The sequence below is a fragment of the Mycobacterium malmoense genome, from assembly GCF_019645855.1.
Classification (GTDB): domain Bacteria; phylum Actinomycetota; class Actinomycetes; order Mycobacteriales; family Mycobacteriaceae; genus Mycobacterium; species Mycobacterium malmoense.
In genome coordinates this window covers 1,886,361-1,909,895 of record NZ_CP080999.1, presented here as the reverse complement: position 1 = coordinate 1,909,895, position 23,535 = coordinate 1,886,361, and the positions used below count along the sequence as shown (strand labels likewise).

General features: G+C 68.1%; 24 protein-coding genes. 12 read left to right on the top strand and 12 right to left on the bottom strand.

Going from position 1 to position 23,535, the window contains the following annotated elements; genetic code table 11:
• Positions 1 to 61 precede the first annotated feature (61 nt).
• A complete protein-coding gene (gene ppgK / locus K3U93_RS08945; RefSeq protein ID WP_071510834.1) occupies positions 62 to 871 on the top strand; it encodes a polyphosphate--glucose phosphotransferase in 810 nt (269 codons plus the stop codon).
• A gap of 178 nt (positions 872 to 1,049) precedes the next feature.
• The gene (locus K3U93_RS08940) at positions 1,050 to 2,612 is read left to right on the top strand and encodes an RNA polymerase sigma factor (RefSeq protein ID WP_083010074.1); all 1,563 of its coding nucleotides are present in this window, start codon (positions 1,050 to 1,052) and stop codon (positions 2,610 to 2,612) included.
• A 41-nt stretch (positions 2,613 to 2,653) separates the two neighbouring features.
• On the opposite strand, the gene K3U93_RS08935 is transcribed toward K3U93_RS08940, so the two are convergent.
• Positions 2,654 to 3,025 carry a DUF952 domain-containing protein gene (locus K3U93_RS08935; protein ID WP_071510833.1) on the bottom strand — a complete coding sequence of 124 codons (372 nt, stop codon included), beginning with the start codon at positions 3,023 to 3,025 and terminating at the stop codon, positions 2,654 to 2,656.
• A 132-nt stretch (positions 3,026 to 3,157) separates the two neighbouring features.
• Here K3U93_RS08935 and K3U93_RS08930 point away from each other — a divergent pair, with 132 nt between their 5' ends.
• Together K3U93_RS08930 and K3U93_RS08925 are read left to right on the top strand one after the other, a co-directional pair.
• Complete coding sequence (locus K3U93_RS08930) at positions 3,158 to 3,343, top strand: DUF7455 domain-containing protein (protein WP_083010073.1); 186 nt, start codon at positions 3,158 to 3,160, stop codon at positions 3,341 to 3,343.
• A 65-nt stretch (positions 3,344 to 3,408) separates the two neighbouring features.
• Positions 3,409 to 4,392 carry a YihY/virulence factor BrkB family protein gene (locus K3U93_RS08925; protein WP_071510832.1) on the top strand — a complete coding sequence of 328 codons (984 nt, stop codon included), beginning with the start codon at positions 3,409 to 3,411 and terminating at the stop codon, positions 4,390 to 4,392.
• Here K3U93_RS08925 and K3U93_RS08920 read toward each other — a convergent pair whose 3' ends face one another.
• Positions 4,393 to 4,632 carry a DUF3039 domain-containing protein gene (locus K3U93_RS08920; RefSeq protein ID WP_071510831.1) on the bottom strand — a complete coding sequence of 80 codons (240 nt, stop codon included), beginning with the start codon at positions 4,630 to 4,632 and terminating at the stop codon, positions 4,393 to 4,395. It abuts the gene before it with no gap.
• Between the two features lie 69 nt (positions 4,633 to 4,701).
• Between K3U93_RS08920 and K3U93_RS08915 the strand changes: the two genes are divergently transcribed.
• The 3 genes from K3U93_RS08915 (at position 4,702) to ideR (ending at position 7,111) form a co-directional block, all read left to right on the top strand.
• Positions 4,702 to 5,154 (top strand): DUF3099 domain-containing protein, encoded by a 453-nt coding sequence (locus K3U93_RS08915; protein WP_139796835.1) that lies wholly within the window; start codon positions 4,702 to 4,704, stop codon positions 5,152 to 5,154.
• A 148-nt stretch (positions 5,155 to 5,302) separates the two neighbouring features.
• Entirely contained in the window at positions 5,303 to 6,283 is a 981-nt protein-coding gene (sigB, locus tag K3U93_RS08910; protein WP_139796834.1) for a sigma-70 family RNA polymerase sigma factor SigB, read from the top strand.
• Between the two features lie 132 nt (positions 6,284 to 6,415).
• Positions 6,416 to 7,111, top strand: coding sequence for an iron-dependent transcriptional regulator IdeR (ideR, locus tag K3U93_RS08905; protein ID WP_071510828.1), 696 nt, complete (start codon positions 6,416 to 6,418; stop codon positions 7,109 to 7,111).
• A gap of 8 nt (positions 7,112 to 7,119) precedes the next feature.
• Here the strand turns inward: ideR and K3U93_RS08900 are convergent, their stop codons facing one another.
• Positions 7,120 to 8,181: a DUF4192 domain-containing protein gene (locus K3U93_RS08900; protein WP_071510827.1), complete on the bottom strand. Its 1,062-nt coding sequence runs from the start codon at positions 8,179 to 8,181 to the stop codon at positions 7,120 to 7,122.
• Positions 8,182 to 8,295: 114 nt separating this feature from the next.
• On the opposite strand from K3U93_RS08900, the gene sthA reads away from it, so the two are divergent.
• Positions 8,296 to 9,702, top strand: a complete 1,407-nt coding sequence (gene sthA / locus K3U93_RS08895; RefSeq protein ID WP_139796845.1) for a Si-specific NAD(P)(+) transhydrogenase — start codon at positions 8,296 to 8,298, stop codon at positions 9,700 to 9,702.
• A 14-nt stretch (positions 9,703 to 9,716) separates the two neighbouring features.
• On the opposite strand, the gene K3U93_RS08890 is transcribed toward sthA, so the two are convergent.
• Positions 9,717 to 10,532, bottom strand: a complete 816-nt coding sequence (locus K3U93_RS08890; RefSeq protein WP_071510825.1) for a trypsin-like serine peptidase — start codon at positions 10,530 to 10,532, stop codon at positions 9,717 to 9,719.
• Positions 10,533 to 10,632: 100 nt separating this feature from the next.
• On the opposite strand from K3U93_RS08890, the gene K3U93_RS08885 reads away from it, so the two are divergent.
• The 3 genes from K3U93_RS08885 to K3U93_RS08875 are packed head-to-tail and all read left to right on the top strand — an operon-like array spanning position 10,633 to position 13,420.
• The gene (locus K3U93_RS08885; protein WP_071510824.1) at positions 10,633 to 11,613 is read left to right on the top strand and encodes a proteasome assembly chaperone family protein; all 981 of its coding nucleotides are present in this window, start codon (positions 10,633 to 10,635) and stop codon (positions 11,611 to 11,613) included.
• 54 nt (positions 11,614 to 11,667) lie between these two features.
• A complete protein-coding gene (locus K3U93_RS08880; protein WP_071510823.1) occupies positions 11,668 to 12,699 on the top strand; it encodes an alpha/beta fold hydrolase in 1,032 nt (343 codons plus the stop codon).
• Positions 12,700 to 12,721: 22 nt separating this feature from the next.
• Positions 12,722 to 13,420 (top strand): PhzF family phenazine biosynthesis protein, encoded by a 699-nt coding sequence (locus K3U93_RS08875; RefSeq protein ID WP_083010054.1) that lies wholly within the window; start codon positions 12,722 to 12,724, stop codon positions 13,418 to 13,420.
• A 9-nt stretch (positions 13,421 to 13,429) separates the two neighbouring features.
• On the opposite strand, the gene K3U93_RS08870 is transcribed toward K3U93_RS08875, so the two are convergent.
• The 3 genes from K3U93_RS08870 to K3U93_RS08860 form a co-directional block, all read right to left on the bottom strand.
• Positions 13,430 to 13,915 carry a peroxynitrite isomerase gene (locus K3U93_RS08870; RefSeq protein WP_083010053.1) on the bottom strand — a complete coding sequence of 162 codons (486 nt, stop codon included), beginning with the start codon at positions 13,913 to 13,915 and terminating at the stop codon, positions 13,430 to 13,432.
• A 27-nt stretch (positions 13,916 to 13,942) separates the two neighbouring features.
• The gene (gene nrdR / locus K3U93_RS08865) at positions 13,943 to 14,407 is read right to left on the bottom strand and encodes a transcriptional regulator NrdR (RefSeq protein WP_083010052.1); all 465 of its coding nucleotides are present in this window, start codon (positions 14,405 to 14,407) and stop codon (positions 13,943 to 13,945) included.
• A 158-nt stretch (positions 14,408 to 14,565) separates the two neighbouring features.
• The gene (locus tag K3U93_RS08860) at positions 14,566 to 15,072 is read right to left on the bottom strand and encodes a LysM peptidoglycan-binding domain-containing protein (protein WP_071510819.1); all 507 of its coding nucleotides are present in this window, start codon (positions 15,070 to 15,072) and stop codon (positions 14,566 to 14,568) included.
• A 313-nt stretch (positions 15,073 to 15,385) separates the two neighbouring features.
• Here K3U93_RS08860 and lexA point away from each other — a divergent pair, with 313 nt between their 5' ends.
• Complete coding sequence (gene lexA, locus K3U93_RS08855) at positions 15,386 to 16,093, top strand: transcriptional repressor LexA (protein ID WP_071510818.1); 708 nt, start codon at positions 15,386 to 15,388, stop codon at positions 16,091 to 16,093.
• A gap of 29 nt (positions 16,094 to 16,122) precedes the next feature.
• Here lexA and K3U93_RS08850 read toward each other — a convergent pair whose 3' ends face one another.
• The 5 genes from K3U93_RS08850 to miaA form a co-directional block, all read right to left on the bottom strand.
• Positions 16,123 to 18,258, bottom strand: a complete 2,136-nt coding sequence (locus K3U93_RS08850; protein WP_083010051.1) for an LGFP repeat-containing protein — start codon at positions 18,256 to 18,258, stop codon at positions 16,123 to 16,125.
• 509 nt (positions 18,259 to 18,767) lie between these two features.
• Positions 18,768 to 19,928: an acyl-CoA dehydrogenase family protein gene (locus K3U93_RS08845; protein WP_071510816.1), complete on the bottom strand. Its 1,161-nt coding sequence runs from the start codon at positions 19,926 to 19,928 to the stop codon at positions 18,768 to 18,770.
• A gap of 141 nt (positions 19,929 to 20,069) precedes the next feature.
• The gene (gene hflX / locus K3U93_RS08840) at positions 20,070 to 21,524 is read right to left on the bottom strand and encodes a GTPase HflX (protein ID WP_083010050.1); all 1,455 of its coding nucleotides are present in this window, start codon (positions 21,522 to 21,524) and stop codon (positions 20,070 to 20,072) included.
• Positions 21,525 to 21,570: 46 nt separating this feature from the next.
• Positions 21,571 to 22,437 (bottom strand): diaminopimelate epimerase, encoded by an 867-nt coding sequence (gene dapF, locus K3U93_RS08835; protein ID WP_083010072.1) that lies wholly within the window; start codon positions 22,435 to 22,437, stop codon positions 21,571 to 21,573.
• Positions 22,438 to 22,583: 146 nt separating this feature from the next.
• A complete protein-coding gene (gene miaA, locus K3U93_RS08830; RefSeq protein WP_083010071.1) occupies positions 22,584 to 23,531 on the bottom strand; it encodes a tRNA (adenosine(37)-N6)-dimethylallyltransferase MiaA in 948 nt (315 codons plus the stop codon).
• Positions 23,532 to 23,535 lie beyond the last annotated feature (4 nt).

Here is a 23,535-nt window from a genome sequence, read left to right as displayed (position 1 = left end):
CGGGCCGCATCGTCGCCGGGCTAAGGTGGGCGGACAGTCCCAGTCTCGCTGAGGAGTTTCGATGACCAGCACCGACTCGACCACCGACACGCCCAGCGCCGCAACGGACACCGGCGCGTCGCAGCGCCGCGGGTTCGGCGTCGACGTCGGCGGCAGCGGCATCAAGGGCGGCATCGTCGACATGGACACCGGGCTGTTGATCGGCGAGCGGATCAAGATATTGACCCCGCAACCGGCGACACCGTCGGCCGTCGCGAAGACCATCGCCGAGGTCGTCAACGGATTCGGATGGACCGGCCCGCTCGGGGTGACCTATCCCGGCGTCGTCACCCACGGCGTCGTCCAGACCGCGGCCAACGTCGACAAGTCCTGGATCGGGACCAACGCACGCGACATCATCAGCGCCGAGCTCGACGGCCAGGAGGTCACGGTTCTCAACGACGCCGACGCGGCCGGGCTTGCCGAGCAGCACTATGGGGCGGGTAGAGACCGGTCCGGCCTGGTTGTGTTGCTGACGTTCGGCACCGGAATCGGCTCCGCGGTCATCCACAACGGGACGCTGATACCCAACACCGAGTTGGGTCATCTCGAGGTCGGCGGCAAGGAGGCCGAGCAACGCGCGGCGTCGTCGGTCAAAGAGAGGAACGGCTGGAGCTACGAGAGGTGGGCCAAGCAGGTGACTCGGGTGCTGGTGGCCATCGAGAACGCGATCTGGCCGGATTTGTTCATCGCGGGCGGCGGCATCAGCCGCAAGGCCGACAAATGGCTGCCGTTGCTCGAAAACCGCACGCCGGTGGTGGCCGCCGCCCTGGAAAACACCGCCGGCATCGTGGGTGCGGCCATGGCCGCCACCTCCGACGTGACGCACTGATTTTGCCCGGTAGGCCGGTACGGGCGCGCACTGTCGTTACAATGGTCCTCGGCGACCGCCCGACTGAAAGCGTGCGAACACACTCACGCTGATACCAACGCCGACATTCGACATAGCAGACACTTTCGGTTGACCATGCCCAGACCCACCGGAAGTGAGTCCGACCGAAGGGGTGTACGTGGCAGCGACCAAGGCAAGTCCGGCAACCGATGAGCCGGTGAAGCGCACCGCCACGAAGCCTCCATCGTCCCACACCAAACGGCCGGCGGCGAAGGCCGCCAACGGCTCCGCCCCGGCAAAACGGGCCACCAAGGCGGCGCCGCGGCCCGCCAAGTCCGCGCAGGGACACGAGGCCGCGGGGGCTGACGACGCCACCAAGAAGACCCGCTCCCCGGCCAAGGGCGCCGCCGCCAAGGCGCCGTCGGCCCGCGGAACGAAAGCGGCATCCAAGGCCGCCCCCAAGGACCCCGACGCCGGCCTGGACGCCGACGGCTCCCACGTTGAAGTCGACGATCTCGATGCCGAACCGGATCTCGACGGTGAGCCCGGCGACGACATCGACATCGAGGCCGACCTCAGTCTCGAAGACCTGGAAGACGAGGTGGCACCCGATGCCGACCTCGACCCGGCCGAGGCCGACCTGGACCCCGGCGACGGCGAGGATGCCGAGGCCGCCTCGCCCGCGACCGGTGAAACTCCCGCCGAGGACGACGAGGAGATCGCCGAACCCAGCGAAAAGGACAAGGCCTCCGGCGATTTCGTCTGGGACGAGGACGAATCCGAGGCGTTGCGTCAGGCCCGCAAGGACGCCGAACTCACCGCCTCCGCGGACTCGGTGCGCGCTTACCTCAAGCAGATCGGCAAGGTGGCGCTGCTCAACGCGGAGGAAGAGGTCGAGCTGGCCAAGCGGATCGAGGCCGGTCTGTATGCCACGCAGCTGATGACCGAGCACGCCGAGCGCGGCGACAAACTGCCCGCCGCCCAGCGCCGCGACATGACGTGGATCTGCCGCGACGGCGACCGCGCGAAGAACCATTTGCTGGAAGCCAACCTGCGGCTGGTGGTTTCGCTGGCCAAACGGTACACGGGCCGCGGCATGGCGTTCCTCGACCTCATCCAGGAGGGCAACCTGGGCCTGATCCGCGCGGTCGAGAAGTTCGACTACACCAAGGGCTACAAGTTCTCCACCTACGCGACGTGGTGGATCCGCCAGGCCATCACCCGCGCCATGGCCGACCAGGCCCGCACCATCCGCATCCCGGTGCACATGGTCGAGGTGATCAACAAGCTCGGCCGCATCCAGCGTGAGCTGCTCCAGGACCTGGGCCGCGAGCCCACGCCCGAGGAGCTCGCCAAGGAGATGGACATCACCCCCGAAAAGGTGCTGGAGATCCAGCAATACGCCCGCGAGCCGATCTCGTTGGACCAGACCATCGGCGACGAGGGCGACAGCCAGCTCGGCGATTTCATCGAAGACAGCGAAGCCGTGGTCGCCGTCGACGCGGTGTCGTTCACTTTGCTGCAGGACCAGCTGCAGTCGGTGCTGGAGACGCTGTCCGAGCGTGAAGCCGGCGTAGTACGGCTGCGGTTCGGCCTCACCGACGGCCAGCCCCGCACCCTCGACGAGATCGGCCAGGTCTACGGGGTGACCCGCGAACGCATCCGCCAGATCGAGTCCAAGACGATGTCGAAGCTGCGCCACCCCAGCCGTTCCCAGGTCTTGCGCGACTACCTGGACTGACGAGCCGGTCCGACCACCCGCCAGAGGCGTTGCCGGGCAGGCTACGTGGGCTCGGCGGGCGGGAAGGTGCCATCGGGTGCCGGCGGGTAGGCGGTGACCTTGACGACGGCGCGCACCGGCAGGGGACCGTACAGATGCGGGAACAGCATCGACTCCGGATCCGTCGCCACCCCCGGCTCCCACCGCACGGGTGAGTCCAGCAGGGCCGGGTCGACGTGCAACAGGACCAGGTCGTCGCGACCGCGGTAGAGCCGGTTGGCCGGCAGATGCACCTGCTCGGGCGTCGACAGATGGATGTAGCCGGCCTCGGCGTCCGAGCCGGACGCCTCGGGGCGAATCCCGCCGCGGCTGCGGGCACCAAACCACTCGTCGACCGCGCACAAATGCACCAGTACGCCGGCAGGAAAGGCCACAGTCGGCCACCTTAGAGAGCGCGCCGGGCGGGCGTGAGAACTCCGTGAGAAACGACACACCCGACAACGATCGGGGAACAACGCGAAAACCCCATACGTCTGAGAGAGTGAATGTACGAGAACGGAGAAGCCATGAACGCAACTCTGACCAGTCCCGAGCTGACTAGAGCGGACCGCTGCGACCGTTGCGGTGCCGCGGCTCGTGTCCGTGCCAAGCTGCCTTCAGGAGCGGAGCTTCTCTTCTGCCAACACCACGCCAACCAGCATGAGGCGAAATTGGCCGCGATGGCCGCCGTGCTGGAGGTCAGCGGAAGCTAGGTCAACCAAACTCACCCACCGGCAATGTGGGGTGCGCGCACGGTAATCGGTAATGCTGGACCCCTATGAGCGCTCAGGTCGCAAAGCCGTCCCGCCACCATATCTGGCGAATCAGCCTGCGGACGCTGGCTAAAAGCTGGGACGATTCCATTTTCTCGGAGTCGGCGCAGGCGGGCTTCTGGTCGGCGCTGTCCCTACCGCCGCTGTTGCTGGGGATGCTGGGCAGCCTGGCCTACGTGGCGCCGCTGTTCGGTCCCGACATGTTGCCCAGCATCCAGCGTCAAGTGATTTCGACGGCGCACAGCGTGTTCTCCCCCAGCGTGGTCAACGAGATCATCGAGCCGACGATCCGGGACATCGCCAACAACGCCCGCGGTGAGGTCGTGTCGTTGGGTTTCTTGATCTCGCTGTGGGCGGGATCGTCGGCCATCTCGGCGTTTGTCGATTCGGTGGTCGAGGCGCACGACCAGACGCCGTTGCGCCACCCCGTGCGCCAGCGGCTTTTCGCGCTGTTCCTTTACGTGGTGATGCTGGTGGTCGTGGTCGCGTCGGCGCCCTTGGTGGTGGTGGGTCCGCGCAAGGTGGCCGAACACATCCCGGTCGGCTTGGCCAACGTCCTGCGCTACGGCTATTACCCGGCGCTGGTTCTCGGCCTGACGCTCGGGGTCATGATCTTGTACCGGGTGGCACTGCCCGTGCCGCTGCCGTCGCACCGGCTGATCTTCGGCGCGACGCTGGCGACCACGGTCTTCGTGATCGCCACCCTGGGCTTGCGGATCTACCTGCGGTGGATCACCAGCACCGGTTACACGTACGGCGCGCTGTCCACGCCGATAGCGTTCCTGTTGTTCGCGTTCTTCGGCGGTTTCGCGATCATGCTGGGCGCCGAACTCAACGCCGCCATCCAGGAGGAATTCCCCGCACCCTCGACGCACGCCCACCGGCTGCGCAACTGGGTGTTGTCGCGTACACGTGGCCTCAAGCAGACGGCGCCGCCGGATCCGGCGGCGCAGGAACGCGACGTTGCGACGGCAGACCCGCCCGGCTGATCAGCCCTTCTTGAGCCTCTCGTAGATCTTCTTGCATTCCGGACAGACCGGCGAGCCGGGCTTGGCCGCCCGCGTGACCGGAAATACCTCACCGCACAACGCCACCACGTGGTTGCCCATCACCGCGCTCTCGGCGATCTTGTCCTTCTTGACGTAGTGGAAGTATTTCGGCGTATCGCTACCGGTCCCGTCGTCGACGCGTTCGTCGGTGTCGGTGCGTTCGATGGTCTGGGTCTGCATACCTCACATTGTGCACTGCCGGCCCGCTTCAAAAACCGGCTAAATTGATTCTGGGCCGGAATCAATACGGTGTGGGACAGTGGAGGAATGAAGCGCGGCTCCGATGTGGGGTTCGGAGACAGGTTCGACGATGAGGGCAGGCCGGTGCTCATCACCACCGCCGCACCTTCGTATGAAGAGGAGCACCGCGCGCGGGTCCGTAAATACCTGACCCTGATGGCGTTCCGGGTGCCGGCGCTGATCCTGGCCGCCGTCGCGTACGGCGCCTGGCACAACGGCCTGATCTCCCTGCTGATCGTGGCGGCGTCGGTGCCGTTGCCGTGGATGGCCGTGCTGATCGCCAACGACCGGCCCCCCCGTCGCTCCGACGAGCCGCGGCGGTTCGACAATGCCCGGCGGCGCACCCCGCTGTTCCCGACGGCCGGACGCCCGGCGCTCGAGCCCCGGCGGCACCCGGAGCCACAGGAGCCGCAGCCGGGGCCGCCCGGGCACGAAGGCCGGGCTTCGCGGCGTTCCGGGTGACCGGCCGCTCGTCACACTTCTCAGGACATTCTCAGGTCGCCGGCACATTTCCGCACGTCAAAGCGTGTGAGATGGCACCGCAGCGGGAACTCCCAGGGCGGATCTGTCGTTAAACCACATGACAGTACAAGCCGATCGGGAGGTCGCTATGGCCGCAACCACCACAGTCACTACACGGGCCACCACAAGCAGGATTGACAGCGATCTGGATGCTCAAAGCCCGGCAGCGGACCTGGTGCGCGTATATCTCAACGGCATCGGCAAGACGGCGTTGCTCAACGCGGCCGGCGAGGTCGAACTGGCCAAGCGCATCGAGGCAGGGCTCTACGCCGAGCATCTGCTGGAAACTCGTAAGCGCCTCGGCGAGAACCGCAAACGCGACCTCGAGGCCGTCGTGCGCGACGGCGAGGCAGCGCGCCGCCACCTGCTGGAAGCCAATCTGCGCCTGGTGGTTTCGCTGGCCAAGCGATACACGGGCCGGGGAATGCCGCTGCTGGACCTGATCCAGGAGGGCAACCTCGGGTTGATCCGCGCGATGGAGAAGTTCGACTACACAAAGGGATTCAAGTTCTCCACGTATGCCACCTGGTGGATCCGCCAGGCCATCACGCGCGGCATGGCCGACCAGAGCCGCACCATCCGGCTGCCGGTTCACCTGGTCGAGCAGGTCAACAAGCTGGCGCGGATCAAGCGGGAGATGCACCAGAACCTGGGGCGTGAAGCCACCGACGAGGAACTCGCCGCCGAATCCGGCATCCCGATCGACAAGATCAACGACCTGCTGGAGCACAGCCGCGACCCGGTGAGCCTGGACATGCCCGTCGGCTCCGAAGAGGAAGCCCCGCTGGGCGACTTCATCGAGGACGCCGAGGCGATGTCCGCGGAGAACGCGGTGATCGCCGAGTTGCTGCACACCGACATCCGCAGCGTGCTGGCCACCCTCGACGAGCGTGAGCACCAGGTGATTCGGTTGCGTTTTGGCCTGGACGACGGCCAGCCACGCACCCTGGATCAGATCGGCAAGCTGTTCGGTCTGTCCCGCGAGCGGGTCCGCCAGATAGAGCGGGACGTGATGTGCAAGCTGCGCAACGGCGAGCGCGCCGATCGGCTGCGGTCGTATGCGAGCTAGGGCCTCCACCTAGAGCCAGGTAGCAAGACGGTATGCCCGCCGCATCAGCGGCGGGCATACTGCTTGCCTGGGAAGCGTTACACCCATTCACGCAGCTTGCCAAGTAGACTCAGCGTCAATGGAGGGTGCTGAATGAACGACCTGGTTGATACCACCGAGATGTACCTGCGGACCATCTACGACCTCGAGGAAGAGGGTGTGACGCCGCTGCGTGCCCGGATCGCCGAACGCCTCGACCAGAGCGGCCCGACCGTCAGCCAGACCGTGTCCCGCATGGAACGCGACGGATTGCTCCGCGTGGCCGGCGACCGCCACCTGGAACTCACCGACAAGGGCCGGGCCCTGGCCATCGCCGTGATGCGCAAGCACCGCCTCGCCGAACGATTGCTCGTCGACGTCATCGGGTTGCCCTGGGAGGAAGTGCACGCCGAGGCCTGCCGGTGGGAGCACGTGATGAGCGAAGACGTCGAACGCCGGCTGATGAAGGTGCTCAACAACCCCACCACCTCCCCGTTCGGCAACCCCATTCCGGGCCTTTTAGACCTGGGCGTGGGCCCGGAGTCCGACGGCGGTGACGCAAACCTGGTCCGGCTGACCGAACTGCCCGCCGGATCGCCGGTGGCGGTGGTCGTCCGCCAGCTCACCGAACACGTCCAGGGGGACATCGACCTGATCACGCGGCTCAAGGACGCCGGCGTCGTGCCCAACGCGCGGGTGACCGTCGAGACCACCCCGGCCGGTGGCGGGGTGACCATCCTCATCCCGGGCCACGAGAACGTCACCCTGCCGCACGAGATGGCGCACGCGGTCAAGGTCGAGAAGGTCTGACCCGCGCCCTACCCGGCCGCCCGGCGGCCGAACGCCCGCCGCGGCGGCAGCCGCACACCGAGCCGCTTCGCCAGCCGGTAGCCGGTCATCGCCAATTCCCTGATCTGCTCGGGCCGCAGGCCGGACTGCAGCGCCGTGTCCAGCATGCCCGCCATCCGATGGTCGGGGTCGCAACGCAGTGCGGCCTCCAGCGACACCCCGGCGAGCGGCCCGTCGCCGCGCGCGTACGCACTGAACGCCAGCAACACCAGCGCCTCGACCCGCCAGGGCGGGGGCAGGGCGCGCGCCAGCAGCGCCCACAACGACTCGGCTTCGCCGGCATTCTCACCGACCGCCAGGGCGTATAGCGTGTCGCGCACCTGCACGTCGCTCAGGGCGCAGCCCAGTTCCACCAGTTCGGAATCGCACAGCGTGTCACCGCCGCCGACCCGGGAGGCGGCGGCCATCGCGTTCTGGACGTCGCGCCGGGCGCAGCCCGCGGGATCGACGCGACACGCCGCCTCCCGTCTTGCCGCCCGCCGCCCGACGGCATCGGCCAGGCTGGCGCTGCGCGCCGGGTCGTCGACCGCGACGACGGCCTGCAGGTCGGCGCGCCGGCGGTAGAGCCGCCTGCCGTCCAGCACCGCCGCCGCGGCCAGCGGCGACGCCGACGGGTCGTCGACCTCGCCGCCCGACCCGCAGCCGTCCACGCAATGCCAGCGCCCGCCCAGGGCCACCCGATCCACCACATGCGCGGCCCACAGCTCAATATCGTGCTGCGACAGCGCCTCCGCGAGCACCGCGCACAGCTGCTGGTATTCCTCGTTGCACCCCGGACAGTGCGCGCCTTCGGCGTCGACGATCACCGCGATCGCGGCCTCGGGCTCGGCCGCGGCGGCCACCTCGGCGAGGTGGTCGACCCGGTCGACGAGCTCCTCGGACAGGTCGACCCGCATCACCGACCCCAGTTCGCCGCCGTCCAGCGACACCAGGACCAATGAATTTTCCGGAACGAAGCCCAGAACGGCCGGTAGCGCGGCGATCAATGCTCCGGGGCAGTTCAGTGCAAAATCTCTTCGATGCGTCGTCATGAGCACCAACGCTGACGACCGGCACCGTCAACCGGTGCTCGCGCAACGGGATCGCGCCGCCCGTCTGTGGAGAAAGTCTCGACTGTGGGCCTTATCGTCTATCTCATGGGTTCGATGCAGGAGTACGACATCGTCGTCATCGGTTCGGGACCGGGCGGCCAAAAGGCCGCCATCGCCTCGGCCAAGCTAGGCAAATCCGTCGCCATCGTCGAACGCGGCCGCATGCTCGGCGGCGTCTGCGTGAACACCGGCACGATCCCGTCAAAGACGTTGCGCGAGGCGGTGCTTTACCTCACGGGGATGAATCAGCGCGAGCTCTACGGGGCGAGCTACCGGGTCAAAGACCGGATCACCCCGGCCGACCTGTTGGCGCGCACCCAGCACGTGATCGGCAAGGAAGTCGACGTGGTGCGCAACCAGTTGATGCGCAACCGAATCGACCTGCTGGTCGGGCACGGCCGATTCGTCGACCCGCACACCGTCGTCATCGAAGACCCGGGCCGCAGGGAGATGACCACCGTCACCGGCGAATACGTCGTCATCGCCACCGGCACCAGGCCGGCACGACCGTCCGGGGTCGAGTTCGACGAGGAACGGGTGCTCGACTCCGACGGGATCCTCGACCTCAAGTCGCTGCCGGCGTCGATGGTCGTCGTCGGTGCCGGTGTGATCGGCATCGAGTACGCCTCCATGTTCGCCGCGCTGGGCACCAAGGTCACCGTCGTGGAAAAGCGGGACGACATGCTGGACTTCTGCGACCCTGAGGTGGTCGAGGCGCTGAAGTTCCACCTGCGCGACCTGGCGGTGACCTTCCGGTTCGGCGAGGAGGTGACCGCGGTCGACGTCGGCTCCGCGGGCACCGTCACCACCCTGGCCAGCGGCAAGCAGATTCCCGCCGAGACGGTCATGTACTCCGCGGGACGCCAGGGTCAGACCGACCACCTCGACCTGCACAACGCCGGCCTGGAGGTCGAGGGCCGCGGACGGATCTGGGTCGACGACAAGTTCAAGACCAAGGTTGACCACATCTACGCCGTCGGCGACGTCATCGGCTTCCCCGCCCTGGCCGCGACCTCGATGGAGCAGGGGCGCCTGGCCGCCTACCACGCGTTCGGCGAGCCGACCGAAGGCATGACCGAGCTGCAGCCCATCGGCATTTATTCGATCCCCGAGATCTCCTATGTCGGAGCCACCGAGGTAGAGCTGACCAAGAACTCGATCCCCTACGAGGTGGGCGTGGCGCGGTACAAGGAACTGGCCCGCGGGCAGATCGCCGGCGACTCCTACGGCATGCTCAAGCTGCTGGTGTCCACCGAGGACCGCAAGCTGCTCGGGGTGCACATCTTCGGCACCAGCGCCACCGAGATGGTGCACATCGGGCAGGCCGTGATGGGCTGCGGCGGCACCGTCGACTACCTGGTGGACGCGGTGTTCAACTATCCGACGTTCTCCGAGGCCTACAAGGTCGCCGCGCTGGACGTGACGAACAAGATGCGGGCGCTCAGCCAGTTCCGCCGCTGACCGCACCGTCCCGCTTAGCAGGAGTCGTCGAGGTCGTTCGGCACGGGATCACCGGGACCGCCGGCGTCGGCGCGCTCCAGTAGCTGCGCGATGTGTTCGTCGAAAGGCGCCGAGTACGAAACGTTTTCGGCGCACCCGCCGCGCTCAAAACCACCGATCAGCCCGGTCAGCGTCGTACCGCTCACCCACGGCGCGCCGCTGGTGCCGCCCACCAGCCCTTCGCATGCCAACGAGGGGAAACCGCTGTCGTTGACCGAGGTGGCGGCCTGACAGCCGATCGGCGTGCCACCCACGCCGGCCGGATACCCCATCACCGTGACGTGGCTGCCGGGAGGCGGTGTGCTGCCCAGCGTCAGCGCCAGACCGACGTGCGACTCCACCGAACCACCGGCCTGGTTGCTGACCCGCGCAATCGCGTAATCGGCGTGCGGATCCTTGCCGGCAAGCCAGCGTGGGTCGAGATAGACGGCATCGGCCGTCCACACGTCGGCGGGCGCGGCGTCGCCGGCGAGACCGGGAACGAAGGATATTCGCGACGCCCCGGCCAGGCAGTGCGCCGCGGTGATCACCAGGCTCCCGCTCGCCGAATGCACCACGGAACCCGTGCAAACATGCAGGGTGCCACTGTCGAGGAAGATGGCGCCCACCCGCCTGTCCGGGTCCACCGGAGCCGCCACCACCGTTTGCTGGGGCTGGCTGAGGCGCTGCACCGGCCCGCCGGCCGGCGACGAGGACGTGGCGGGGGTCGACGCGTGCTCGAGCTGGCGGCACGACGTCAACACCATCCCCAGGCCGACCACCGGGCACAGCAATACCATCGGTAGGCGCATTTGGTTTCCATCATGCCTGACCACCGGGCGGCGCGTGCCCGTAGATTCGGGGGACACTGGTTAGGGCACCCTGGAGAGACGCCGAGAGGAGGAGACCCCGATGGCCCACCGTCAAAGCCCGGGCGACGAAGGCTACCAGCCAGGGCAGTCCGGCATGTACGAGCTCGAGTTCCCGGCACCCCAGTTGTCGACGGCCGACGGCCGCGGCCCGGTGTTGGTACACGCGTTGGAGGGCTTCTCCGACGCCGGTCACGCGATACGGCTGGCCGCTCGGCATCTGAGGGCCGCCCTGGACACCGAGCTTGTCGCGTCGTTCGCGATCGACGAATTGCTGGATTACCGCTCGCGGCGGCCGCTGATGACCTTCAAGACGGATCACTTCACCCATTACGACGATCCGGAGCTGAGCCTGTACGCGCTGCGCGACAGCGTCGGCACGCCGTTCCTGTTGCTGGCCGGCATGGAACCGGACCTGAAGTGGGAGCGGTTCATCACCGCGGTGCGGCTGCTGGCCGAGCGGCTGGGAGTGCGGCGAACCATCGGCCTGGGCACCGTCCCGATGGCGGTTCCCCACACCCGGCCGATCACGCTGACCGCACATTCCAACAACCGCGAACTGATCGCCGACTTCCAGCCGTGGATTTCCGAGATCCAGGTTCCCGGCAGCGCGTCCAACCTGTTGGAATACCGGATGGCCCAGCATGGCCACGAGGTCGTCGGATTCACCGTGCACGTCCCGCACTACCTGACGCAGACCGACTATCCCGCGGCCGCGCAGGCGTTGCTCGAGCAGGTGGCCAAGGCGGCGTCGCTGGAGCTGCCGCTGTCGGCGCTGTCGGAAGCGGCGGCGGAGATCCGGGCCAAGATCGACGAGCAGGTCCAGGCAAGCGCGGAGGTCGCCCAAGTGGTGGCCGCGCTCGAGCGCCAGTACGATGCCTTCATCGACGCTCAGGAGAACAGGTCGTTACTAAACCGCGACGAGGATCTGCCCAGCGGCGACGAGCTTGGCGCAGAGTTTGAGCGATTTCTGGCCCAGCAGGCGGAGAAGAAGTTCGGCGACGAAGACGACGAGCAGGGTTGAGCTTCCACAACAGTTCTACGAGCCCGTAGCTGGCCCGACGACAAGGTTGGCGAGATGACCGAGCGGAAGCGCAAGAGCAACCTTCGCCCGGTGCGTGAAGTGACGGCGCCCACGCTCGAATTTCGCACCATCCATGGTTACCGGCGGGCGTTCCGGATCGCCGGTTCCGGGCCGGCGATTCTGCTGATCCACGGCATCGGTGACAACTCCACCACCTGGAATGCCGTGCAGGCCAAGCTCGCCCAGCGGTTCACGGTCATAGCCCCGGATCTGCTGGGCCACGGGAAATCCGACAAGCCGCGCGCCGACTACTCGGTCGCCGCCTACGCGAACGGGATGCGTGACCTGCTGTCCGTGCTCGACATCGAGCGGGTGACCATCGTCGGTCATTCGCTCGGCGGCGGCGTGGCCATGCAATTCGCCTACCAGTTCCCGCATTTGGTCGAGCGGCTGATCCTGGTCGCCGCCGGCGGCGTCACCAAGGACGTCAACGTCGTCTTCCGGTTGGCCGCGCTGCCGATGGGCAGCGAGGCCCTGGCGTTGCTACGGCTCCCCCTGGTGCTGCCGGCGGTCCAGCTCGCGGGGCGGGTGGCCGGGCTGGCGATCGGATCGACGGGCCTGGGCCACGATCTGCCCAACGTGCTGCGGATCCTCGACGACCTGCCGGAACCGACGGCCTCGGCGGCGTTCAGCCGGACCCTGCGGGCGGTGGTGGACTGGCGCGGCCAGATCGTGACGATGCTGGACCGATGTTATTTGACCGAGGCCATTCCGGTGCAGATCGTCTGGGGCACCAGGGATGTGGTCGTCCCCGTGCGTCACGCGTGGATGGCGCACGCCGCGATGCCCGGCTCCCGCCTCGAGATCTTCGAAGGCTCCGGCCACTTCCCGTTCCACGACGACCCCGCCCGCTTTATCGACGTCGTCGAGCGCTTCATCGACACCACCGAGCCCGCCGAATACGACCAGGCCGCCCTGCGCGGGTTGCTCCGCGGCGGCGGCGGCGAGAAGACGGTCACGGGCCCCGCCGACACCCGCGTCGCCGTCCTGAACGCCATGGGTTCCGACGAACGCAGCGCTACCTGAGCGCGCGCCGTAGAGTCGGGCCATGGGTATCGACGTCGCGGTCCTGCGCGTGTTCACCGATCCGGAAGGGAATTTCGGTAATCCGCTCGCCGTGGTCGACGCCAGCCAGATCGAACCCTCGGGCCGGCAGCGGCTGGCGGCCCAATTGGGGTACAGCGAAACGGTTTTCGTCGATCTTCCGGCCGCCGGCTCGACCACCGCGCACGCCACCATTTACACCCCGCGGACCGAGCTTGCGTTCGCCGGGCATCCGACCGTCGGCGCGTCGTGGTGGCTGCGCGAGAGGGGCCGGCCGATCAACACATTGCAGGTGCCGGCCGGGATCGTGCAGGTGAGCTACGGCGTCGGCGCACGAGGCGACCGCACGGGCATCAGCGCACGCTCGGAATGGGCTCCGGAATTGGCCATCCACGAATTCGACTCAGTCGACGACCTTTTCGCCGCCGACCCGGCCGATTTTCCCGACGACACCGCACACTACCTGTGGACCTGGGCCGATCGGCCCGCCGGATCGCTGCGGGCCCGAATGTTCGCCGCCAACCTGGGTGTGCCGGAAGACGAAGCCACCGGGGCGGCGGCGATGCGGATCACCGACGTCCTCAGCCGCGACCTGCGCATCACCCAGGGCAAGGGATCGCTGATCGAAACCACATGGAACCCCGAAGGCTGGGTAGGGGTGGCCGGGCGCGTCGTCAACGACGGTGCCCGACGAATCGACTGACGCGAGAGCTCAGCGCCGCCGGTGCAGCACCGCGGCGAGGTGGTCCTGCAGGGGCTGCCCGACTGCGCCCATCCGCACCGAATACGAAAGCTCGTCGCCGTCGACGCGGAACGAACGGCCAAGCGCGGTAACCTCTTTGGCGGTTGGGGCCAACCCGATCGCCGTGGTCGACAGCTCGAGTTCGATGAGATCACCGGTCGCCGAATACGTGCCGACCTCGATCTCGGTGATGCCGCTCGGGTGGGCCAGAACCAGCTCCACGTGACCGGGTCGCGGCACGCGAAGATACCCCGTCTCGGCGTGCAGAGGTTTGCCGTCGGCCACCGCCCTGGTCTTCTGCGCGTAGGCCAGAAACGGTTTCCCGACATGGGAGAACACGGCTTCCTCGAGATACTCGAAGGGCTGGATCGTCGGGTACTTGCCCGTCCCGCGACCGGCCCAGGTCCCAAGCAGCGGTGCCAGCGCCTCGAGATCGGGGTGCAAGTCGGGCGACATGAAGACAGCCTAGCGACTCAGCCCCCGTCAGCTCGGGGTCGACACCTTGCGGTGCGCGCGCAGCGCCTGGATTTCGCGCTCGAAATCGTCCGCGGACGAGAACGACCGGTATACCGACGCGAACCGCAGGTACGCCACCTCGTCGAGGTCGCGCAACGGCCCGAGGATGGCCAGGCCGACCTCGTGGCTGGGGACCTCCGGCGAGCCGGCGGCACGCACGGTGTCTTCCACCTGCTGGGCCAGCAGGTGGAGCGCATCGTCGTCGACCTGGCGGCCCTGGCATGCCCGACGGACCCCGCTGACTACCTTCTCCCTGCTGAAAGGCTCGGTGACACCGCTGCGTTTCACGACGGCCAACACCGCGGTCTCCACGGTGGTGAAACGCCGGCCGCACTCGGGGCATGACCGGCGGCGCCGAATGGCCTGGCCTTCATCGGTTTCCCGCGAGTCGATCACCCGGGAATCGGGATGGCGGCAGAACGGACAGTGCATGACCGCTCCTTTGCCGCGCTGGCGTCCGGTTATCGCAGAACACTGACGAGCGTACCCGCGCGCTCCCCGGCGGGGCCAATGCGACCGCGACGCGCGCATGCCCGCCGCCGCGGGGATCGAGGAGCCCTGACGCAGAGCGGTTTTCGCGAGACACCGCGTCAGCCGACGGGCGCGATCAGGGTCTGGCCCGCGACCAGCGCCGGCGAGTTCAGGTCGTTGAGTTCGCGGATGCGCTCGGCAACCTGGCGAGCCGGCAGATCCGGCGCCACCCGGGCGGCGATGTCCTGAAGGGACTCCCCGGGTTCGACCCGCACCACGGCGAGCCGGTCGGGCACGCGGGCGGCCGATCCCGAGGGGTCGCCGTTGACCAGCTGGCCGACATTCGCGACCAACCCCAGCCACAGGGTGATCGCCCCGGCGGCCAGCGCCAGCCCCACAGTCGTCGCCAGCGTCACGGGCCGCCTGCGATGCGGCGCGACGGACATCGCGACGCCGGTGCCGTGGTAGCGCGGTGGCGCGCCCGGCGGCCTCGACGGGCCGGGCCTGCGAGACCGCGCCAGCCCATCCCGACCGGACCGAAGGCCCAGCGCCGGTCCGTTGACCGGGCGCCGAACGCTGCCGGTAAGCGGTGGGCCTGTGTGGATGCCTGTGTGGATGATTGTCATCTGCGTTCCTCCGGTCAACTCATTCTCGCTCGTGTGTTCGACTATAATCGCTCGCGTGTTCGAAACCCGAACATTTGAGCGAAGCGTGTCGGACGAGCGAAACGCTAGACCACACCACCGACAAGCCACCGACAAACCGGTCGGTGCGACCACTGACATGGGCCTCGAGTACCCGATATCGCCGAGAGTTACACGTTTGTTATTCGCCGGCCGCCACGGCCGGTCCGGCGGCAGCCGAGGGCCTTTGCGGGCCGTGACACGCCAAGTCGAACACATGTTTGATTCTTGGCTGCGATGCGGCTACATTCAGTGCATGAGCGACAGCAACGACACCCCATCGGCCGGCTCGGACGGCCGATTACGTTCCGTGGATCCATCGCTGACCGAACGGCAGCGCACCATTCTGAACGTCATCCGTACGTCGGTCACCAGCCGCGGTTACCCGCCGAGCATCAGGGAAATCGGCGACGCCGTCGGTCTGACGTCGACCTCCTCGGTGGCTCACCAGCTGCGCACCCTGGAGCGCAAGGGATACCTGCGCCGCGACCCCAACCGCCCCCGGGCAGTCGACGTCCGTGGCACCGAGGAGACCGCCGCCGCCGAGGCCGGTGTCCGTACCGAGGTCGCCGGCTCGGACGCCCTGCCGGAACCCACCTTTGTCCCCGTCCTCGGGCGCATCGCGGCCGGTGGACCGATCCTCGCCGAAGAAGCCGTCGAGGACGTCTTCCCGCTGCCTCGTGAGCTGGTCGGCGAGGGCACGCTCTTCCTGCTCAAGGTGGTGGGTGACTCGATGGTCGAGGCCGCGATCTGCGACGGCGACTGGGTGGTCGTGCGGCAGCAACACGTCGCCGACAACGGCGACATCGTCGCGGCCATGATCGACGGCGAGGCCACCGTGAAAACGTTCAAGCGCGCGGGCGGTCAGGTGTGGCTGATGCCGCACAACCCGGCGTTCGATCCCATACCCGGTAATGACGCCACCGTGCTCGGCAAGGTCGTCACGGTGATTCGCAAGGTCTAGCGCCCTGCCGCGGCGCGTTCGTTAGCGGCTCAGTCGGCCTTGATGAAGCCGTTGGCTTGCGCGACTTCTTCGCTGGACAGCCAGATTTCGGCGAGCGTGTCGTGATAGAGCTCGCTGCCCGGGGTGTAGTACAGGCCGAAGCGCGCACTGGCCTTGATCGGATATCCGTCGGGCACCTGGTATGGGTCCTCGAGCGGCAGGTGGATTGTCGGGCGCCCAGCGGGGCCCGGTGCCGCGTTGGCGGCTTCGGGGATCACTTCCAAGGCGTCTTCGGCGTCATCTTCGGCGTCGATGGCCGCGTGCCGCCCGGTTCTCGGCTGCGTGTCCGGCGCGACGGCAACCGGGACGACGGTGTCATCGGGAGCGGCGTCCGGATACCCGTCATCCGCGTAGCCAGCGTCGGCCTCCACATAGTCGGCTTCCACATAGTCGGCCTCCACATAGTCGGCTTCCACATAGTCAGCTTCTAGGTAGTCGGCCTCCTCCGAAGCTTCGGGGTAGCCGACTTCGGACAGTTCGGCCTCCGAGACGACGGGTATGGAATCGGTGTCCACCGCGTCGGGATTTTCCTCCTCGGATACGGGCCGCGCCTCGCCGCCGTAGGCGCCGGCGGTTGCGACGTCCTCGGCCAGGTCGGCGGCGGCTCCACGGCTCCAACTGACCCGCGCCGCGGGCCCGGCGTCCGGCGGCGGCTGGAGTTCCGGGGGGTGCAGGTCGCCGAGCGGCAGGTGCTCGGTGGCGAGATCGGCGTCATCGCGCCCCCAGTGCCCGTCGGCCGCGGCCTCGTAGCCGGCATCCGCGCCGCGCTCGGGCTCGTAGGCAGGGGTGTCACGGGCCGAGCGACGACGGCGCCACCCGGCTGCCACCACCACCAACAACACGACCAGCACCAGCACCGGAATAGCGGCGAGCAGCCACCACCAATGCCAGGTGAATGGCTTGGCATGGGAGGGCATCGCCGCCGTGCTTGGCTGGTTCTGCCCCGACACCTGCAGACCGGACAACAGCGGCGCCAGGTTTGCCGGATCGGTGGTGAACGTGTTTTTCGCCCGGTTCCACGAGATCTTGCCGCCGGTGAACTGCTGCGAGACCACGTCGCCGTCGACGGCCTGGTCGTCGACCGGGGCGCCCAGTTTGCCGGTAGGACCGCGGAGCTTGTCCCACGCGGCCTTCATGGCGCCCCGCACGACGAACGCGCCGTGGTCAGCGGTCCAGAAGATCACCGGCTTGTCGGCCGCGGAGAACGTGGCGATCCGGCTGGCATGTCCGATGCCGCCGTCGGACTCGTTGGCGGTGGGAAAACCCAGGTCGCTGCCGACCGGCCCGCCCAGCGACTCGTATTTGGCCAGGATGTCGCTCTCGACGGCGTTCGCGCCGGTGGCCGGGCTGAAGTACACCTTGCCGCCGGCGAAGTTTTGGGCGATTCCATCACCGCCGATGGGATACGGCCCACCCAGCTTGGCCCCGAGCGGACCGGCGGCGCCGCCGGCCGCGCGCCAGGCCATGTTGATGGCCGCCGTCGGATCGACCGTGACCTGCAGGCCCTTCAGCTGGTCGGCCAGCGCCGCCGGGTTGGTGGTGAACTCCTTGGTTTTTCGGTTCCAGGAGATCTCACCGCCGCTGAACTTCTGGGCGGTGGCTTCCCCGTCATAGGTTTCATCCTCGATCGGGGCGCCGAGGACCCCGCCGGAGCTGCCGAGTTTGTCCCACGCGGCGTTCAGCGCGCCGCGCACGACGAACGCGCCGTGGTCGGACGTCCAGAAGATCACCGGCTTGTCGCTGGCGGAGAAGGTGGCCACCCGGCTGTCCGGCCCCGCGAGGCCGGGAACTTCGTTGATGGTCGGAAATCCCAGATCGCTGCCGGCCGGACCGCCTAACGACTCGTATTTGTCCAGGACCGGCCCGTAAAGAAATTTGGCACCGGTGTCCGGGGTGTAGAACATCTTGCCGCCGTCGAAATCCAGGGCGAATCCGTCGCCTATCGCGTAGACATCGCCCTTCCTGGCGCCCAGCGGTGAACCGTCGCCGCCGGCCTTCTCCCATGCGGCCATGATGGCGGCCTCGGCGTCACCTATCGGAGACGCAGAGGCGGTGCTCGCCAGCAAGGCGGCGGTCGCCACCGTGGTCGCGATGCTGATCAGCGCGGTACCGACCAGCCTGCGCATTCGACCTCTCTGCCCGTTCACCAAGCCTCCCAGCCGACGGATAGGCCCCTACCTCTGGCCATGCCCGCACCCTGCAGACCCTGCGAGCGGTTCGTACCGCCGTGGGAACGTAACCCCATGACGATCCGTATTATCGCCGGGCTCGCATAACTTTGCTCCTGCCAACGAAAAATGCGAAGTCAAATTACGAATACTACGGAAACGGATACCACGCCGATGTCGAAATGATGCGGGGCCACGCCGACCGTCTACTGGCTTGCAGGAAATGGTCCGACTGGCGCCGGCACCGCTGAAAAAGACGTTTCCGATTCCGTCCCGACGCTCATCCGCGTCGTGATCACCGGCTAGACGATGCGTGACTGCGCAGTCGATATACGCGAAACACATGCGCCGAAGGTATCAGGCCATTCATTATTTTCCGGCGACCGCGTGTTTGTCGTTTCCGGTCGTCATCGATGCGCGGTGAGCCCCGGATTGCGTGGGCGGGCCGCGTCAGGCTAGACCAAGGGCTAGACCCCGAGGCTGCGGCCGACGATCTCCTTCATGATTTCGGTCGTGCCACCGTAGATCGTCTGCACCCGGGCATCGAGATAGGCTCGGGCGACTGGGTATTCGCGCATGTAGCCGTAGCCGCCGTGCAGCTGCAGACAACGGTCGACCAGATGCACCTGCTTTTCGGTGGAGTACCACTTGGCCATTGCGGCTTGTTCGGCCGTCAGCTTTTTGTCCAGGTGCAACCGGACGAACTCGTCGACCATCATGCGCACCACGGTGGCCTCCGTCGCCAGCTCGGCAAGGACGAAGCGGCTGTTCTGGAAGCTGCCGATCGGCTTGCCAAATGCCTTGCGCTCCTTGGTGTATTGCAGTGTGTGTTCCAGCACCTGCTCCATCGCCGCGGCCGCCATGATGGCGATCGAGATCCGTTCCTGCGGCAGGTTCTGCATGAGGTAGATGAACCCCATGCCTTCCTCGCCGAGCAGGTTTTCGGCCGGAACTTCGACGTCGGTGAACGACAACTCGGCCGTGTCCTGCGCGTCCAGCCCGATCTTGTCCAGGTGGCGGCCGCGTTCGAAGCCCTCCATGCCACGTTCGACCACCAGCAAACTGAACCCTTGCGCACCTTTCTCAGCGTCGGTCTGCGCCACCACGATCACCAGGTCGGAGTTGATTCCGTTGGTGATGAACGTCTTTGACCCATTGAGCACGTAGTGGTCGCCCCGCTTGACCGCGCGGGTCTTGATACCCTGCAGGTCGCTGCCGGTACCCGGCTCGGTCATGGCGATCGCGGTGATCAGCTCCCCGGTGCAGAACTTGGGCAACCAGCGCTGCTTCTGCTCCTCGGTGGCCAGGGCCAGCAGATAGGGCGCCACGATGTCGTTGTGCAAACCGAAACCGATCCCGCTGTAGCGCCCGGCCGTGGTCTCCTCGGTGAGGATCGTGTTGTACCGGAAGTCGGGATTGCCGCCGCCGCCGTATTCTTCGGGCACCGCCATGCCCAGGAACCCCTGCTTGCCCGCCTCGAGCCACACGCCGCGGTCGACGATCTTCGCCCTCTCCCATTCGTCGTGATAGGGCGCCACGTGGCGGTCGAGGAAGCTCCGATAGGACTCGCGGAACAATTCGTGCTCGGGCTCGAACAGAGTGCGCTGGTACTTGATGGCACCGCTCATGAATGACCTCCGGCGAATGGGGACTCTGCCGCCCAAGATATACCAACCAGCCGGTTGGTCGGCGGCCAGGCGGACCTGGGCGCCCCGGCCGGCGCGAGCGTAACGCCACTGCGAAATCCGGCGCTCGGATTCGCAGTGGCGTTACGCTCGCGGCTCGAAAGGTGGGGCGGAGAACTCCCGCAGGCTGGCGGCCAGCGCCACCGGAACGCGCGCCCTGATCCGGGTGCCGTCGGCGTTGTGCTCCTCCTGCTGGACGCGCCCGCCGGCGTGCACGCGGGCCACCAGGTCGCCGCGGTCGTACGGGATGACCACGTCGACAAGGGCGTCGGTGGGTTTAGATAGCTCAGCGAGCTCGGCCATCCGCCGCCGCAGGGCGTCGATGCCTTCGCCGGTGCGTGCGGAGACGAACACCGCGCCGGGCAGCCCGTGCCGAAGCTTGGCGAGCATGAGATCGCTGGCGGCGTCGACCTTGTTGACCACCAGCAGCTCGGGGGGCGGGTCGCCGTGATGGTCGGCGATAACATCCGTGATCACCTGGCGGACTGCGTTGATCTGGGCCAGCGGGTTGACGTCGGAGCCGTCCACCACGTGCACCAGCAAATCCGCGTCGACCACCTCTTCGAGTGTGGAGCGGAACGCCTCGACCAGCTGGGTGGGCAGGTGCCGGACGAACCCGACGGTGTCGGTGAGCACGAATGGCCGGCCGTCGGGAAATTCCGCGCGCCGGGTGGTGGGTTCCAGGGTGGCGAACAACGCGTCCTGCACCAGCACCCCGGCCCCGGTCAGCGCGTTGAGCAGGCTGGACTTGCCGGCGTTGGTGTAGCCGACGATGGCGATCGACGGCATCTCGCTTCCCAAGCGGCGGCTGCGCTGGGTGTCGCGGGCCTGCTTCATGTCCTTGATCTCGCGGCGCAGCTTGGCCATCCGCTCGCGGATGCGGCGCCGGTCGGTCTCGATCTTGGTCTCACCGGGACCGCGCAGGCCCACCCCGCCGCCGCTGCCGCCGGCGCGGCCGCCGGCCTGCCGTGACATCGACTCGCCCCAGCCGCGCAGCCGCGGCAGCATGTACTGCATCTGGGCCAGCGAGACCTGCGCCTTGCCCTCCCGGCTGGTGGCGTGCTGGGCGAAGATGTCCAGGATCAGCGCGGTGCGGTCGATGACCTTGACCTTCACGGCCTTTTCCAGCGCGGTCAGCTGCGCCGGGGACAGCTCGCCGTCGCAGATGACGGTGTCGGCGCCGGTGGCCAGCACCACCTCGCGCAGCTCGGCCGCCTTGCCCGAGCCGATGTAGGTCGACGGGTCGGGCTTGTCGCGGCGCTGGATGAGCCCCTCGAGCACCTGCGAGCCGGCGGTTTCGGCCAGGGCCGCCAGCTCGGCCATGCTGGCCCGGTTGTCGGTGGCGCTGCCCTCGGTCCACACCCCCACCAGGACGACGCGTTCCAGCCGCAGCTGGCGGTACTCGACCTCGGAGACGTCGGCCAGTTCGGTGGACAGCCCGGCGACGCGGCGCAGCGCAGAGCGGTCTTCGAGGGCAAGCTCACCGACGCTGGGCGCCGGCTCGACGGGGCCCGTGTCGGGCGAATCGGGAAAAGTCATCAGCAATATCCGATGGTGGCACGTCGCGGTTGGCAATGCATCCGAATTACAGTGCGCGCCACCATTCCCCGCTGATCTCGCCGCGGGCCACCAGCACCGACGGCCCGCGCAAGTAGCTGGTGGCGTCGGTGACGGTGACGGTGACGTCACCGCCGGGCACCCGCACGGTGAGCGTCCCGGTGTCGGCGCCGGCGTCGGCCAGCGCGGCGACGGCGGCCGCGACCGTTCCGGTGCCGCACGACCGGGTCTCGCCCACCCCGCGCTCGTGCACCCGCATGTGCACCACTCCGCCGACCGCCGCGGTGAGCACCTCGACGTTGACGCCGTCCGGGAACCGCGCGCGGTCGAACCGCACCGGCGCGCCCACGTCCAACGCCGCCAGCTCCGCGGGACTCAGCCGGGGGTCGACGCACGCCAGGTGCGGGTTGCCCACGTCAACCGCCAGGCCGGTGAACCGCCTGCCGCCGATGACGGCCTCCCCCGCGCCCAGCCGGTTGGCCTTGCCCATGTCGACGGTGACGTCGGCGTCGGTCGCATCGGCGTGATGCAGGGTGACCAGTCGCGCGCCGGCCAGCGACCCGACGACGAACTCGTCGCGGGACTCCAGGCCGCTGGCCCGCAGGTAATGCGCGAACACCCGCACGCCGTTGCCGCACATCTGCGCGGCCGACCCGTCGGCGTTGCGGTAGTCCATGTACCAGTCGTTCGCGCCGACACCGTCGGGCAGGCGCTCGAGCACACCCGCCGTCGCGGCGGCGCCCGCGGTGGTGATCCGCAGCACCCCGTCGGCGCCCAGTCCCCGGTGCCGGTCGCACACCGCGGCCACCTGGGTGGCGGTGAGCGTCAGCTCGGCGTCGAGGTCGGGCAGCAGCACGAAGTCGTTCTGGGTGCCGTGGCCCTTGGCGAAGATCATTTGCGCCACTCCTCCGATCCGGCTACGCCGCATCATCGTCGTCGGCGCGGGTCACCAGTTCAGGGTAGCCGGACGACGGCGAGCGCCGGTACGGAGCGAGTGTGGGGGTGCCCCCAGCCGCGCAGCGGCGAGGGTAGCCGGGCAATTCAGCCCGCCCGCCGCCACGCCCGCAACACACCGTCGACGAGGCGGGTGGAATCGGCGGCTTTAACGGGGTCGAGCCAGTGCACCCGGTGGTCCCGGCGAAACCATGACCGCTGCCGCCGCACGTAGCGCCGGGTGCCCACGTAGGTCTGCTCCCGCGCGTCGCGCAGCTGGTCGGTTCCACCGCCGGCGTCGAGGGCCGCGATCACCTGGGCGTAGCCCAGGGCGCGCGAGGCGGTGACCCCGTCACGCAGGCCCTCACCGAGCAACCCACGGACCTCGTCGACCAGGCCCCGATCGAACATCGCGTCGGTGCGTCGAGCCAATCTTTCATCGAGAACCGTTGTGTCACAGTCTAATCCGACGATGACCGTGTCCCAGCGCGGGACGCCGATGCGCGGGGCGGACGCGGCGAACGGCCGCCCGGTCAGCTCGACCACCTCGAGGGCGCGCACGGTGCGCCGGCCGTCGGTGGGCAGGATCGCCGCGGCCGCGGCCGGGTCGCGGCGGGCCAGCTCGGCGTGCAGCCTGCCCACCCCGACCTCGGCGAGCCGCTCTTCCCAGCGCGCCCGCACCGCGGGATCGGTCGCGGGAAACGACCAGTCGTCGAGCAGCGATTGGACGTAAAGCATCGAGCCGCCGACGATCACCGGCACCGCGCCCCGGGCGGCGATCGCTTCGATGTCCGCCGCGGCGGCGCGCTGATAGCGGGCGACGGTCGCGGTCTCGGTGACGTTCAGCACGTCGAGCTGGTGGTGGGGAATGCCGCGGCGCGCGTCGACGGGCAGCTTGGCGGTGCCGATGTCCATGCCGCGATACAGCTGCATCGCGTCGGCGTTCACGATTTCCGCGCCGACCTCGCCGCCGGGCCGCTCGACCCGTTCCGCGAAGTCGAGCGCCAGTTGCGACTTGCCGGTACCGGTGGGCCCGATGATCGCCAGCGGCCGCACGGCT